12 protein-coding genes are annotated in these 13,376 nt (G+C 71.6%); 6 read left to right on the top strand and 6 right to left on the bottom strand.

Going from position 1 to position 13,376, the window contains the following annotated elements; genetic code table 11:
* Positions 1-956: homocysteine S-methyltransferase family protein (locus tag ACF1AG_RS27795; RefSeq protein ID WP_391810576.1), on the bottom strand; the 956-nt coding region annotated here is incomplete at its 3' end.
* Positions 957-1,255: 299 nt separating this feature from the next.
* Here ACF1AG_RS27795 and ACF1AG_RS27800 point away from each other — a divergent pair.
* The 5 genes from ACF1AG_RS27800 to ACF1AG_RS27820 all read left to right on the top strand — a co-directional run bounded on the left by ACF1AG_RS27800 (position 1,256) and on the right by ACF1AG_RS27820 (position 7,677).
* On the top strand, positions 1,256-2,020 hold the full coding sequence (locus tag ACF1AG_RS27800) for an IclR family transcriptional regulator (RefSeq protein WP_359607741.1): 765 nt from the start codon (positions 1,256-1,258) through the stop codon (positions 2,018-2,020).
* Between the two features lie 420 nt (positions 2,021-2,440).
* Positions 2,441-3,235, top strand: coding sequence for an MIP/aquaporin family protein (locus ACF1AG_RS27805; RefSeq protein WP_359607739.1), 795 nt, complete (start codon positions 2,441-2,443; stop codon positions 3,233-3,235).
* Positions 3,236-3,300: 65 nt separating this feature from the next.
* Positions 3,301-4,839 (top strand): glycerol kinase GlpK, encoded by a 1,539-nt coding sequence (gene glpK / locus ACF1AG_RS27810; RefSeq protein ID WP_359607737.1) that lies wholly within the window; start codon positions 3,301-3,303, stop codon positions 4,837-4,839.
* Between the two features lie 7 nt (positions 4,840-4,846).
* Positions 4,847-6,463 (top strand): FAD-dependent oxidoreductase, encoded by a 1,617-nt coding sequence (locus tag ACF1AG_RS27815; RefSeq protein ID WP_391810577.1) that lies wholly within the window; start codon positions 4,847-4,849, stop codon positions 6,461-6,463.
* Positions 6,464-6,690: 227 nt separating this feature from the next.
* Positions 6,691-7,677: a PAC2 family protein gene (locus tag ACF1AG_RS27820; RefSeq protein WP_359608201.1), complete on the top strand. Its 987-nt coding sequence runs from the start codon at positions 6,691-6,693 to the stop codon at positions 7,675-7,677.
* Between the two features lie 168 nt (positions 7,678-7,845).
* Here the strand turns inward: ACF1AG_RS27820 and mshC are convergent, their stop codons facing one another.
* The 4 genes from mshC to ACF1AG_RS27840 all read right to left on the bottom strand — a co-directional run bounded on the left by mshC (position 7,846) and on the right by ACF1AG_RS27840 (position 11,350).
* Positions 7,846-9,075: a cysteine--1-D-myo-inosityl 2-amino-2-deoxy-alpha-D-glucopyranoside ligase gene (mshC, locus tag ACF1AG_RS27825; protein WP_359607101.1), complete on the bottom strand. Its 1,230-nt coding sequence runs from the start codon at positions 9,073-9,075 to the stop codon at positions 7,846-7,848.
* 113 nt (positions 9,076-9,188) lie between these two features.
* A complete protein-coding gene (locus tag ACF1AG_RS27830; RefSeq protein ID WP_359607103.1) occupies positions 9,189-10,022 on the bottom strand; it encodes an SCO1664 family protein in 834 nt (277 codons plus the stop codon).
* Positions 9,986-10,576 (bottom strand): DUF3090 domain-containing protein, encoded by a 591-nt coding sequence (locus tag ACF1AG_RS27835; RefSeq protein WP_359607104.1) that lies wholly within the window; start codon positions 10,574-10,576, stop codon positions 9,986-9,988. The genes ACF1AG_RS27830 and ACF1AG_RS27835 overlap by 37 nt, the downstream gene beginning before the upstream one ends.
* Positions 10,577-10,663: 87 nt before the next feature.
* Entirely contained in the window at positions 10,664-11,350 is a 687-nt protein-coding gene (locus ACF1AG_RS27840) for a histidine phosphatase family protein (protein ID WP_391810578.1), read from the bottom strand.
* Positions 11,351-11,457: 107 nt separating this feature from the next.
* On the opposite strand from ACF1AG_RS27840, the gene corA reads away from it, so the two are divergent.
* Positions 11,458-12,453 (top strand): magnesium/cobalt transporter CorA, encoded by a 996-nt coding sequence (corA, locus tag ACF1AG_RS27845; RefSeq protein ID WP_359607108.1) that lies wholly within the window; start codon positions 11,458-11,460, stop codon positions 12,451-12,453.
* 18 nt (positions 12,454-12,471) lie between these two features.
* Here the strand turns inward: corA and ACF1AG_RS27850 are convergent, their stop codons facing one another.
* A complete protein-coding gene (locus ACF1AG_RS27850) occupies positions 12,472-13,260 on the bottom strand; it encodes a ferritin-like domain-containing protein (RefSeq protein WP_359607110.1) in 789 nt (262 codons plus the stop codon).
* Positions 13,261-13,376: the final 116 nt, after the last annotated feature.

Raw genomic sequence — 13,376 nt, forward strand, 5'->3', positions numbered from 1 at the left:
ACCCGCTCCACCAGCCGCCGCAGATGCTCCGGCGTGGTACCGCAGCAGCCACCCACCAGCGACAGCCCGTACTCCCGCACGAACGTCTCCTGCGCATCCGCCAGCTGCGGCGCGGTCAGCGGGTAATGCGCGCCGTCCTTGGTCAGCTCGGGCAGGCCGGCGTTCGGCATGCACGACAGCGGGACACGGGAGTGACGGGCCAGGTAGCGCAGGTGCTCGCTCATCTCGGCCGGTCCGGTCGCGCAGTTCAGGCCGATCATGTCGATGCCCAGCGGCTCCAGCGCGGTCAGCGCCGCGCCGATCTCCGAGCCGAGCAGCATGGTGCCGGTGGTCTCCACCGTCACCGACACGATCAGCGGCACCTCGAGGCCGACGGCCTCCATGGCGCGGCGGGCGGCGATCACGGACGCCTTGGTCTGCAGCAGGTCCTGCGTCGTCTCCACGAGCAGCGCGTCGGCGCCGCCGGCGAGCAGGCCCTCCGCGTTCTGCTGGTAGGCGTCGCGGATGGCGCCGAAGGTGGTGTGGCCGAGGGTGGGCAGCTTGGTGCCCGGGCCCATGGATCCCAGGATCCAGCGCGGCCGGCCGTCGCGGCCGGTGAACTCGTCGGCCGTCTCGCGGGCGATGCGGGCGCCCGCCTCGGACAGTTCCAGCACGCGCTCGGGGATGTCGTATTCGCCCAATGCGGTGAGGTTGGCGCCGAACGTGTTCGTCTCGACGCAGTCGACGCCCGCGTCGAAATACTCCGAATGGACCGAACGGACGATGTCGGGGCGGGTCAGGTTCAGGATCTCGTTGCAGCCCTCGAGGTTCTGGAAGTCCTCGAGGGTGGGGTCCTGGGCCTGGAGCATCGTGCCCATCGCTCCGTCGGCGACCACCACACGGGTGGCCAGGGCCTCTCGGAGCGCGGACACACGGGTCCGGCTGTCGGCGGAAGGGGTCAGCGGCAACGAGGCCATGAAAGGGGCTCCCTCAGGTGCGACGGCTGTCGGCTTTGCGGCTGCCCGGAAAAGTCACCTGTTCGAGCTTCCCCGGCAGGGCGCACGCCGTCAGGGTATCCGGGACCGCCCCCTGGCGTCGGAGGCGTCCACGGGCCGGACGAAGATGGCCGACGGGCGACGGTCGGGGCGGGGAGAACGCGACCGATCATCACCGACCATTAGCGAAGGGTCGGCATCGACCGGTAGTGTTCGGCATTGCCGAACAGTGGCAGCGACGTCGTGAGTCGGCGCTCGAAGGGGACGGAGGCAGTACGGCGATGGCACGGAACATCCAGTCGCTCGAACGGGCGGCAGCGATGCTGCGCCTGCTGGCGGGCGGCGAGCGACGGCTCGGCCTCTCGGACATCGCCTCCTCGCTGGGCCTCGCCAAGGGCACCGCCCACGGCATCCTGCGCACCCTCCAGCAAGAGGGGTTCGTGGAGCAGGACGAGCCCTCCGGCCGCTACCAGCTGGGCGCGGAGCTGCTGCGCCTGGGCACCACCTACCTGGACGTGCACGAGCTGCGGGCCCGTGCCCTCGTATGGACGGACGACCTGGCCCGCTCCAGCGGGGAGAGCGTCCATCTCGGGGTGCTGCACCAACAGGGCGTGCTGATCGTGCACCACGTGTTCCGGCCCGACGACAGCAGGCAGGTGCTGGAGATCGGCGCCATGCAGCCGCTGCACTCCACGGCCCTGGGCAAGGTGCTGGCGGCCTACGACCCGGTCGCACACAGCGAGGCCCTGGAGGCCGACCGCAAGGCGTTCACCGACCGCACGGTGTGCGACGTCGAGGCCTTCGAGGGGATCCTCGACCTCACCCGCGCGCGGGGTTACGCAGCGGACGTGGAGGAGACCTGGGAGGGCGTGGCCTCGCTGGCCGCGCCCATCCACGACCGGCGGCGCATGCCGGTCGGGGCGGTCGGCATCACAGGTGCCGTGGAACGGCTGCGCAAGGACGGCGAGCTGCGGCCCGAGCTGATCGCGGCGGTACGGGACTGCGCCCGCGCGGTGTCGCGGGACCTGGGCGCCGCACGCTTCTGAGCTGGCCCCGCACTCCGGACACCGGACGCCTCCGAGCATGCCCCGCCGGCCGCACTCCGCACACCGGACGCTTCCGAGCGGACCCCGGCCGCACTCCGGACATCGGACGACACAGCACCCGGACGCCTGAGGGCGGGCCGGGCCCCAGGCATGCGCCTGCACGAAGACGGGCAGCAATCGGTTCCGATCCGCAGCCACGGCGATCAGTAACGATCGCACTTTTCGACAACCGAGACCCTTGACGCATCACCGGCACCGGGCAAGACTCCCGTCCATCGGTCGGCATTGTCGAACACCTACCGGCAATACGCGCTAGAGTGGGACAACGCCAAGGGCCGGCAACGCTCTCACCCTGAGGGCGCCAATCCCCGGAGGGACCCGGGGGTCGGCATCCCTGGACGAAGGACAAAGGAGTCGCGGGTGTCCAGCTCCGACATCTTCATCGGCGAGACCATCGGTACCGCCATACTCATCCTGCTCGGCGGCGGTGTGTGTGCCGCCGTGACGCTCAAGGCCTCCAAGGCCCGTAACGCCGGCTGGCTCGCCATCGCCTTCGGCTGGGGCTTCGCCGTCATGACGGCGGTCTACATATCGGGGCCGCTCTCCGGCGCCCATCTGAACCCGGCCGTGACCCTGGCGCTCGCCATCAAGGACGGCGGGTGGGCCAACGTTCCGACCTACTTCGCCGCACAGATCCTCGGTGCGATGATCGGCGCCACGCTGGTGTGGCTGGCGTACTACGGCCAGTTCCACGCCCACCTCACCGACAAGGAGATCGTGGGCGGCCCGGGTGCCCAGACGACCGCCGCCAAGGCCGTCGAGGCGCAGGAGAAGGGCGCGGGCCCGGTGCTCGGCGTCTTCGCCACCGGCCCGGAGATCCGGCACACGGTGCAGAACCTCGCCACGGAGATCATCGGCACCTTCGTGCTGCTGCTCGCCATCCTCACGCAGGGCCTGAACGACGCGGGCAACGGCCTCGGCGTACTGGGCGGCCTGATCACGGCGCTCGTGGTCGTCTCGATCGGTCTGTCGCTCGGCGGCCCGACCGGTTACGCGATCAACCCCGCCCGCGACCTCGGCCCCCGTATCGTCCACGCCCTGCTGCCGCTGCCCAACAAGGGCGGCTCCGACTGGTCGTACGCCTGGGTCCCGGTGGCCGGTCCGCTGATCGGCGGCGCCATCGCGGCCGGCGTCTACAACATCGCCTTCGCGTAGACGCGATCGTTGCAGCAAGCGCCGTACCCACTGCCCCGTAACCAAGGAACGTTCAGGAGCACACCGTGACCGACGCCCACACCGCCGGCCCGTTCATCGCCGCGATCGACCAGGGCACCACCTCTTCCCGCTGCATCGTCTTCGACCGCGACGGGCGCATCGTCTCCGTCGACCAGAAGGAGCACGAGCAGATCTTCCCCAAGCCCGGCTGGGTGGAGCACGACGCCACCGAGATCTGGACGAACGTCCAGGAGGTGGTGGCCGGCGCCGTCGCCAAGGCCGGCATCACCCGGGACGACATCAAGGCCATCGGCATCACCAACCAGCGCGAGACCACCGTGCTGTGGGACAAGAACACCGGTGAGCCGGTCCACAACGCGATCGTCTGGCAGGACACCCGCACCGACGCCCTCTGCCGTGAGCTGGGCCGCAACGTCGGCCAGGACCGCTTCCGCCGCGAGACCGGCCTGCCCCTGGCCTCCTATTTCGCCGGTCCCAAGGCGCGCTGGCTGCTCGACAACGTCGAGGGTCTGAAGGAGCGTGCGGAGGCGGGAGACATTCTTTTCGGCACCATGGACACATGGGTCATCTGGAATCTCACGGGCGGAACGGACGGCGGCCGGCACGTCACCGACGTCACCAACGCCTCCCGCACCATGCTGATGAACCTGCACACCATGCAGTGGGACGCGAAGATCGCCGAGTCGATCGGCGTCCCGACGCCGATGCTGCCCGAGATCCGCTCCTCCGCCGAGGTCTACGGCGAGATCAAGGGCGGCAAGCTGGGCGACCTGCTCGGCGGCATCCCGGTCGCCTCTGCGCTCGGCGACCAGCAGGCGGCGCTGTTCGGTCAGACCTGCTTCGCCGAGGGCGAGACCAAGTCGACCTACGGCACCGGCACCTTCATGGTGATGAACACCGGCGACAAGCTGATCAACTCCTACAGCGGCCTGCTGACCACGGTCGGCTACAAGATCGGCGACCAGGACACGGTCTACGCCCTGGAGGGCTCGATCGCCGTCACCGGTTCGCTGGTGCAGTGGATGCGCGACCAGATGGGCCTGATCTCCACCGCCGCCGAGATCGAGACCCTGGCGCTGTCCGTCGAGGACAACGGCGGCGCCTACTTCGTGCCGGCCTTCTCCGGTCTGTTCGCCCCGTACTGGCGCTCCGACGCCCGCGGTGTGATCGCCGGCCTCACCCGGTACGTCACCAAGGCGCACCTCGCGCGCGCCGTCCTGGAGGCCACCGCCTGGCAGACGCGGGAGATCGCCGACGCCATGACGAAGGACTCCGGCGTGGAACTCGCCGCCCTCAAGGTCGACGGCGGCATGACCTCCAACAACCTGCTGATGCAGACCCTCGCCGACTTCGTGGACGCCCCCGTGGTGCGCCCGATGGTCGCCGAGACCACCTGCCTCGGCGCCGCCTACGCCGCCGGCCTGGCCGTCGGCTTCTGGAACAGCACCGACGACCTGCGCGCCAACTGGCGCAGGGCCGCCGAGTGGACCCCCCGCATGGACGCGGACACCCGCGACCGTGAGTACAAGAGCTGGCTCAAGGCCGTCGAGCGGACCATGGGCTGGCTCGAGGACGAGGAGTAGAAACGCCATGACCACCCAAGCCACCCTGCACTCCGTACCTGCCCTGGGGACGCACCCGGCGTCCGGCCCGAATCCGAGCCGCGCCGAGACCCGGGAGCAGCTCTCCAAGGCGTCGTACGACCTCCTCGTCATCGGCGGCGGCATCCTGGGCATCTCCACCGCCTGGCACGCCGCGCAGTCCGGTCTCAGGGTGGCCCTGGTGGACGCCGGTGACTTCGCCGGAGCTACCTCCTCCGCTTCCTCCAAGCTGCTCCACGGCGGTCTGCGCTACCTGCAGACCGGCGCGGTGAAGCTGGTGGCGGAGAACCACTTCGAGCGCCGTGCGGTCTCCCGCCAGGTGGCCCCCCACCTGGCGAACCCGCTCACGTTCTACCTCCCCGTGTACAAGGGCGGGCCGCACGGCGCGGCGAAGCTCGGGGCCGGAGTGTTCGCCTACTCGGCGCTGTCGGCCTTCGGTGACGGCGTGGGCCACCTGCTGTCGCCGGCGAAGGCCGCGCAGGACGTGCCGGAGCTGCGCACCGAGAACCTCAAGGCCGTGGCCGTGTACGGCGACGACCAGATGAACGACGCGCGCATGGCGCTGATGACGGTCCGCGCGGCGGCCGACTCGGGCGCGGTGGTCCTCAACCACGCCGAGGTGACGGGCCTGCGCTTCACCAAGGGCCGGGTCACCGGCGCCGAGCTGCGGGACCGTCTCTCCGGCGACGAGTTCGGCGTCGACGCTCGGCTGGTGCTCAACGCGACCGGCCCGTGGGTAGACCACCTGCGCCGCATGGAGGACCCGGACGCGGCCCCGTCGATCCGGCTGTCGAAGGGCGCCCACCTGGTCCTGAAGCGGACCGCCCCGTGGAAGGCCGCGCTGGCCACGCCGATCGACAAGTACCGGATCACCTTCGCCCTCCCCTGGGAGGACATGCTGCTGCTCGGCACCACGGACGAGGAGTACGAGGGCGACCCGGCGGACGTCGCGGTGAACGAGAAGGACATCGCGCAGATACTCGACGAGGCCGCGTTCTCCATCCGCGACCAGCAGCTCGACCGTGATCTGATCACGTACTCCTTCGCCGGTCTGCGGGTGCTGCCCGGCGGCCCCGGCGACACGGCGAAGGCCAAGCGCGAGACGGTGGTCACCGAGGGCAAGGGCGGGATGCTGTCCGTCGCCGGCGGCAAGTGGACCACGTTCCGCCACATCGGCCGCACGGTGATGCGCAAGCTCCAGGAACTGCCCGGCCACCCGCTGGGCGAGGACTTCGAGCCGGTCGGCGCCCTGCCGAAGAAGCTGCCGCTGCCCGGCGTGGCCAACCCGCGCGCCGTCGCCCACCGTCTGCTGGTGGACGGGCCGGCGCCCGGTCCGCGCATGGCGGCGGACACCGCCCGCCACCTTGCCACCCACTACGGGTCGCTGGCCTTCGACATCGCCCGCCTGGCGAACGAGGACCCGGCGCTGGCCCGGCGCGTCCACCCGGACGCCCCGGAGATCTGGGCGCAGGTCGTCTGGGCCCGGGACCACGAGTGGGCCGAGACGGCGGACGACGTGCTGCGCCGCCGCACCACCCTGACCATCCGTGGCCTGGCCACGGACGAGGTACGGGCGGACGTGCAGGAGCTGCTCGACAAGAAGTGACGGCTCTCCCGTGCCGGCTCCCCGCACGGGAGCCGGCGCGCGGTGGGGGGCGGCCCGCGCCGACGGGCCGCCCCCCACCGCGTTCCGCGGTCCGCGTGCGGGGTGTTTCCCGGCGCCGTGCGGGGCAGTGATGGGGCACTCCCCCGTGTGCGGGGAGCTGCGGGAGCCCCCGCGGACACGCCGTAAGGTTGGTGCGTACGCGAGGGCACGTCGGAAGGAGGCGCTGGGTGATCGAGCTCGAGGGGGTTCCCGAGCTGATCGACCCGGTCATGGTGGCCGCGTTCGAGGGCTGGAACGACGCCGGTGACGCCGCCTCCACCGCGGTCGCGCATCTGGACAGGGAGTGGAAGGGCGAGGTGTTCGCGGCGCTCGACGCCGAGGACTACTACGACTTCCAGGTCAACCGCCCCACGGTGTTCCTGGAGAACGGCGTGCGGAAGATCACCTGGCCGACGACGCGGCTGTCGGTGGTGCGGGTGGGCGGCGAGAAACCGCGCGACCTGGTGCTGGTGCGCGGCATCGAACCGTCCATGCGCTGGCGCTCGTTCTGCAACGAGATCCTCGGCTTCGCTCACGAGCTGGGCGTGGAGCTGGTGGTGGTGCTGGGCGCGCTGCTCGGTGACACCCCGCACACCCGTCCGGTTCCGATCAGCGGGACCACGTCCGACCCGGACCTGGCCCGTCGCATGGACCTCGAGGAGACCAAGTACGAGGGGCCCACGGGCATCGTCGGCATCCTCCAGGAGGCGTGCACGCACGCGGGCGTGCCCGCGGTGTCGCTGTGGGCGGCGGTCCCGCACTACGTGTCGCAGCCGCCCAACCCGAAGGCCACGCTGGCGCTGCTGAACCGGCTCGAGGACCTGATCGACGTGCGGATCCCGCTGGGCGAGCTGCCCGAGGACGCGCGCGCCTGGCAGGTGGGTGTGGACCAGCTGGCCGCGGAGGACAGCGAGGTCGCCGAGTACGTGCAGACGCTGGAGGAGGCGCGGGACACCGCGGAGCTGCCGGAGGCGTCCGGCGAGGCGATCGCCCGGGAGTTCGAGCGGTACCTGCGGCGGCGTGACGGGGCGTCGGGGCCGCCGGGCGGTCATGCCACCGCCGACGGCACGGAGGGGCCGTCCTACCGGCGTGACGGGCCGGGCGGGCGGTCGCGTCCGCCGAAGCCGCCCCGGCAGGAGACGGAGCAGGACGGCGACGAGTCGCCGGAGGAGTGACGGGACAACACGAAGGGGGCGCCCCGATCGAGGATCGGGGCGCCCCCTTCGTGTGTCTCGCCGGCGCTTCGTGTGTCTCGCCGGCGCCGTGCCGGGCACGGTTGTACGCGGGGTGCGGACCGGCCGTGGTCGCTCGCGCAGTTCCCCGCGCGCCTTGGGGGCGCTTCCCTAAAGGGCGACGCCCAGGAGGGCGTCCACGGCGCGGGAGACGACGCCGGGTGCGCCGGTGTCGGTGCCGCCGGTCTGCTCCTGGAGGACGGTCCAGCGGTCGACGGCGGCGAGCGCGGCCGGGGCGTTCAGGTCGTCCGCGAGGGCGTCGCGGATCTCCTCGACGAGCGCCTCGGCGGGCGGGCCGTCGGGGCGGGAGACCGCGGCGCGCCAGTGGTCGAGGCGGGTCACGGCGTCCTGGAGGACCTGGTCGGTCCACTCCCAGTCGGAGCGGTAGTGGTGGGCGAGGAGCGCCAGGCGGATCGCCGCCGGGTCGACGCCCTCACGCCGCAGCCGGGAGACGAAGACCAGGTTGCCCTTGGACTTGGACATCTTCTCGCCGTGCAGGGCGACCATGCCGGCGTGCACGTACGCCTTGGCCATCGGGTACTCGCCGGTGAGCACCTGTGCGTGCGAGGCGCCCATCTCGTGGTGCGGAAAGACCAGGTCGGAGCCGCCGCCCTGGATGTCGAAGGTCATGCCCAGGTGGTCGAGGGCGATGGCCACGCACTCGATGTGCCAGCCGGGCCGGCCGCGGCCGAGCGAGCCGCCGTCCCAGCTCGGCTCGCCCTCGCGGGCGGCCATCCAGAGCATCGGGTCGACGGGGTTCTTCTTGCCCGGGCGGTCCGGGTCGCCGCCGCGTTCGGCGGACAGCATCCGCATGGCGGCCGCGTCCAGGTGGGATACCTGGCCGAAGTGCCGGTCGGACTCGACGGAGAAGTAGATGTCGCCGTCGATCTCGTAGGTGGCGCCGAGCTCACGGAGCCGCTCGACGATCGGGACGATGCCGGGTATGGCCTCGACCGCGCCTATGTAGTGCCGGGGCGGCAGCATCCGCAGGGCCGTCATGTCCTCGCGGAACAGGGCGGTCTCCTGCTCGGCGAGCGCGGTCCAGTCGACGCCGTCGCGCTCGGCCCGCTCCAGCAGCGGGTCGTCGACGTCGGTGACGTTCTGGACGTAGTGAACCTGCCGCTTGTTGTCGAGCCACACGCGCTGCACCAGGTCGAACGCGTTGTAGGTCGCCGCGTGTCCGATGTGGGTGGCGTCGTAGGGCGTGATGCCGCAGACGTAGAGACGGGCGACGGGGCCGGGGTCGAGGGTGACAGGACCGTCGGTCGCGGTGTCGTGGATCCTCAGGTCGCGGCCCTGACCGGGCAGGGCGGGGACTTCGGAAGCGGGCCAGGCATGCATGTCACGAGCCTAACCGGACCGCAGTTCCGGATACGAACCGGAGCGGGCCGTATGGCCGGGAAGGCGTTCTTGCGCGTCGCCGCGCCGTGTGCCTCCTCCGGCCTCCGTCACGGTCAGACCGGCGGCCAGGGGATGGCGGGCCACTCGGTGCCCGGTTGCGGGTGCGTGCCGGAGCCGAGCAGGGCGTCCACGCGGGCGCGGGTGGCGTCGATCTCCGAGGGGGTGATCAGCGGGGTGAGAACCGCATTGAGGGGCCCGGAGGGCGCGAGGGCGTCCCTGAGGCCCTTGAGGACGTCCAGGGCCTCCTCGGTCAGCGGCTCCCCCGCCCAGCCCCACAGGAGCGTGCGCAGCTTGTTCTCGGTGTTGAAGGTGACCCCGTGGTCGATGCCGTACAGCACGCCCTCCGCCGTGGGCAGCAGGTGCCCGCCCTTGCGGTCGGCGTTGTTGATCACCGCGTCCAGCACGGAGAGACGGCGCAGCCGCTCGTCGTCGGCGTGCACGAGCAGCGCGGTGCGGCCCTCGCCGACCTCGGCGAAGCCGATCGCCTTCCAGCCCGGTTCCGGTTCCTCGCCGTCCACCAGGGCGAGCAGCTCGTCGCCGGGCGCGGTCTCGACCCACAGCTGGCACATGCCCTCGCCGTACGGGCCGTCGCGCAGCACGGTGGGCGGCACCAGGTCCCAGCCGGTCGCCCGGGAGACCTCGTACGCGGCGACCTCGCGCCCGGCGAGGGTGCCGTCGGGGAAGTCCCACAGCGGCCGCTCCCCCGCGACCGGCTTGTAGACGCAGGCGGCCTCGCGGTCCCCGTGGGTGACGGTGCAGTACAGCGCGGCGTTCGACGCCTCGCGGATGCGGCCGCGCACGGTCAGCTCACCGCGGGCCAGCAGTTCGGCCGCGGCCGGGTCGGTGGCGGTCACGCTCCGCGGCGGTATCCGTTCTGGCGCGGACATACGTGTCCTTCCGGGTCGAGCGGGAGGCTGCACAGCGGGCACGGCGGCCGCCCCGCGTTGACGACGTCCAGGGCGCGCTTGGCGAAGGCCCGCGCCTGTGTCCCGGTGAGCATGACGCGGAGCATCGGCGGGCCGTTCTCCTCGTCCTGGAGGAGCCGCTCCTCCGCCTCGGCGAGGTCCTCGTCGGAGTCGGCGTCCAGCTCGACGAGGGCCTGCGCCTCCACGATCATGCGCTGCTCCTCGCCGTCCCAGGCGAGCGCCATGGTGCCGACGCGGAACTCCTCCTCGACGGGGGTGTCCAGCGGCGCGGTGTCGGTGATCTCGGCCGGCGCCATCGCGGGCACCGCGGCGCTGCCGCCGCTGCGGCGCACCACTTCGTCGAGCAGCTCGTCCATCCGTTCGGCGAGCGCCGCCACCTGGGTCTTCTCCAGGGCCACGCTGGTCACCCGGGAGCCGGCGGTGGCCTGGAGGAAGAACGTACGGCGCCCTGGCAGTCCGACCGTGCCGGCCACGAAACGTTCCGGTTGGTCGTAGAGGAACACCTGACGGGACACGTCCTGTCTCCATTGAGAGTCGGGGTACGGGCGAGGGGTGGATCGGAGCGCAACTCCGCGGTCGCTTCACCCTACTGCGGGGAACGATCACGGTGCGCCCGCGTCGCCCCCCACGGTGGCGTCGCCGGCCGGCGGCTCCTCGCGCGGCGCCAGGGACGCGAGGTCGCCGGTGTCGCCGAGGCGCAGGAGAAACGGCCGCAGCCGGGTGTAACGGATCGCGGTGATGGAACACGGTTCGACGGAGATCCGCTGGAAGAGGTCGAGATGAAGTCCGAGGGCGTCCGCCACCAGAGACTTGATGATGTCGCCGTGCGAGCACATCAGATACACGGCGTCGGGTCCGTGGTCGCGCTCCACGCGCGCGTTCCACTCGCGCACCGCCTCGGCGGCGCGCGTCTGCATGGCGCGCATGGACTCCCCGCCGGGGAAGGCCGCGGCGGACGGGTGCGCCTGCACGACCTCCATGAGCGGCTCGTCCTTGAGCTCGGCGAGCTTGCGTCCGGTCCAGTCGCCGTAGTGGCACTCGCCGATGCGTTCGTCGGTGTGGTGGGTGAGGCCGGGGCGGGCCCGGAGCAGTGGGCCGACGGTCTCCCGGCAGCGGTCGAGCGGGCTGGTGACGACCTCGGCCAGCGGCAGCGGCGCGAGCCGTCCGGGCAGTGCGGCGGCCTGTGCGGTCCCGCGGTCGTCGAGGTGCACGCCGGGCGTCCAGCCGGCGAGCAGTCCCTCGGTGTTGGCGGTGGATCGTCCGTGCCGGACCAGGAGCAACGTGGGCATGCCGCCCAGGGTAGGCGTACGGGCGTACGCGGGAACCGGGGCATGAGGACGAGGGCGGGACGGATACGGGACGGCAGACCGGCTGCCGGGACGGGAGGACATGCTTCGTGATCGTCGACTGTGGCGTCTACCGGGAGGGGCACAGGTCGGAGGGGTCCCAGGACTTCTCCGACGCGCTGGAGCAGGCACGGTCGGCGGGAGGTTTCGTCTGGATCGGGCTGCACGAGCCGACGGCCGAGGAGTTCGACCTGGTCGCGCGGGAGTTCGGGCTGCATCCGCTGGCCGTGGAGGACGCCCTCAAGGCGCATCAGCGGCCCAAGCTGGAGGTCTACGACGACTCGGTCTTCGTGGTCCTGAAGCCGGTGGTGTACGAGCCGGACAGCGACACGGTGTCGTCCGGCGAGATCATGATCTTCCTCGGCGACTCGTTCGCGGTGAGCGTACGGCACGGCCGGGGCGCCCCGCTGGACGCGGTACGGGAGCGGCTGGAGCGGGAGCCGGAGCTCCAGCAGGAGGGGGCGACGGCGGTGCTGTACGCGGTCGCCGACGCCGTCGTCGACCACTACCTGGAGGTGGCGACCGAGCTGCAGACCGACCTGGAGGAGCTGGAGACGGAGGTCTTCACCCCCGACGCGGGCGGCTCGCGGCACACGGCGTCCCGGATCTACGGCTTCAAGCGCCAGATCCTGGAGTTCCGCCGGGCGACGGTGCCGCTGACGGCGCCCATGGCCCGGCTGGCGGGGGCCGGCGCGTCGGGGTCGCGGGTGCCGTTCGTGGAGGAGGGGGCGCGTCCGTACTTCCGTGACGTCCACGACCACCTCACCCGCGTCAACGAGTCGGTGGAGGGCCTGGACCGGCTGGTGTCGGACGTGCTGTCGGCGCACCTGGCGCAGGTCGGCGTCCAGCAGAACGACGACATGCGCAAGATCTCCGCATGGGCGGCGATGGCCGTGGTCCCCACGATGATCGCGGGGATCTACGGCATGAACTTCGAGCACATGCCCGAGCTGCACTGGACGTGGTCGTACCCGGTGGTGATCGCGTTGATGGCCGCGCTGGAGGTGGTGCTGTTCCGCACGTTCAAACGCCGGGGGTGGCTGTAGCGGACGACCGCGGGACGGTCAGGCCGCTTCCGGCTCCGGGGTGGCGGGACCGCCCAGCGCGTCGCGCCGCTCGGGCATCCGCAGCGAGACCATCCGGCGCCAGCCGCCGAGGCGCTCGTACAGGTACACGGCGTGGATGCCCGCCGCGAGCAGCGCCGCCTTGGGCTTCGGCCAGCCGAGGACGCGGCCCATGTGACCCATCACCGCGAGGCTGACGTCGCGGTAGACACGGATCTCGGCGAGCGCGCACTCGCGCAGCGTGCGCTGGATGGCGCGGCCGTGTCCGGCGTAGGCGAAGCGGAGCAGTTCCTCGTGGCAGTAGGCGAGGTGGTTGTCCTCGTCGTTGGAGATCATCCGCACCGCGCGGCCGAGGTCGGGGTGGTCGGCGAAGTGCTTGCGCAGCAGCTCCATCTGCTCGGAGGCGCGCTGCTCGGTGACCCGGCTGTGGGCGAGGTAGGTCACGATGTCCTGGACGGTCAGCGGCTCGTCGCGCCTGAGCTTGTCGTGGGCCAGGCCGATGCCGTTCCGCTCCAGCAGCATCGTGTAGTCGGTCTCCGGGGGCACCGGGACGGGGTCCAGTCCGCGCTTCTTGAGCAGGGCGTTGAAGATGCGGCCGTGCTTGTCCTCGTCGGCGCCGTGCCGGGTGATCTTGGGGGCGAGGTCGCGCTGCGTCTCGGGCACGAGCGCGGCGATGCGGGCGTTCTCCCAGCCGCCCTGGGACTCGCCGCTCGCCGCGATCGAGCAGAACAGCGCGAAGGACTCGTCGTGGTCGAGGATCTCCTGGAACAGGCTCTTCGCCGACAGCATGGGGCCCACCTCTCCGCGGCGTCCGCGGTTCCGCGGTCCGCACGTCCACAGTCGTCGCAGAGAATGAGTCAAATGCGGCTCGGGGGGCGCGGCAACAGGTGCGGCCGACAACTCCG

This window comes from Streptomyces sp. NPDC014764 (assembly GCF_043082785.1).
GTDB classification, from domain to species: domain Bacteria; phylum Actinomycetota; class Actinomycetes; order Streptomycetales; family Streptomycetaceae; genus Streptomyces; species Streptomyces althioticus.

Coding starts and splice junctions, on each gene's coding strand:
- ACF1AG_RS27800 (WP_359607741.1), top strand. CDS start 1,256: ATGGCACGGAACATCCAGTCGCTCGAACGGGCGGCAGCGATGCTGCGC.
- ACF1AG_RS27815 (WP_391810577.1), top strand. CDS start 4,847: ATGACCACCCAAGCCACCCTGCACTCCGTACCTGCCCTGGGGACGCAC.
- mshC (WP_359607101.1), bottom strand. CDS start 9,075: ATGCATGCCTGGCCCGCTTCCGAAGTCCCCGCCCTGCCCGGTCAGGGC.
- ACF1AG_RS27830 (WP_359607103.1), bottom strand. CDS start 10,022: ATGTCCGCGCCAGAACGGATACCGCCGCGGAGCGTGACCGCCACCGAC.
- ACF1AG_RS27840 (WP_391810578.1), bottom strand. CDS start 11,350: ATGCCCACGTTGCTCCTGGTCCGGCACGGACGATCCACCGCCAACACC.
- ACF1AG_RS27850 (WP_359607110.1), bottom strand. CDS start 13,260: ATGCTGTCGGCGAAGAGCCTGTTCCAGGAGATCCTCGACCACGACGAG.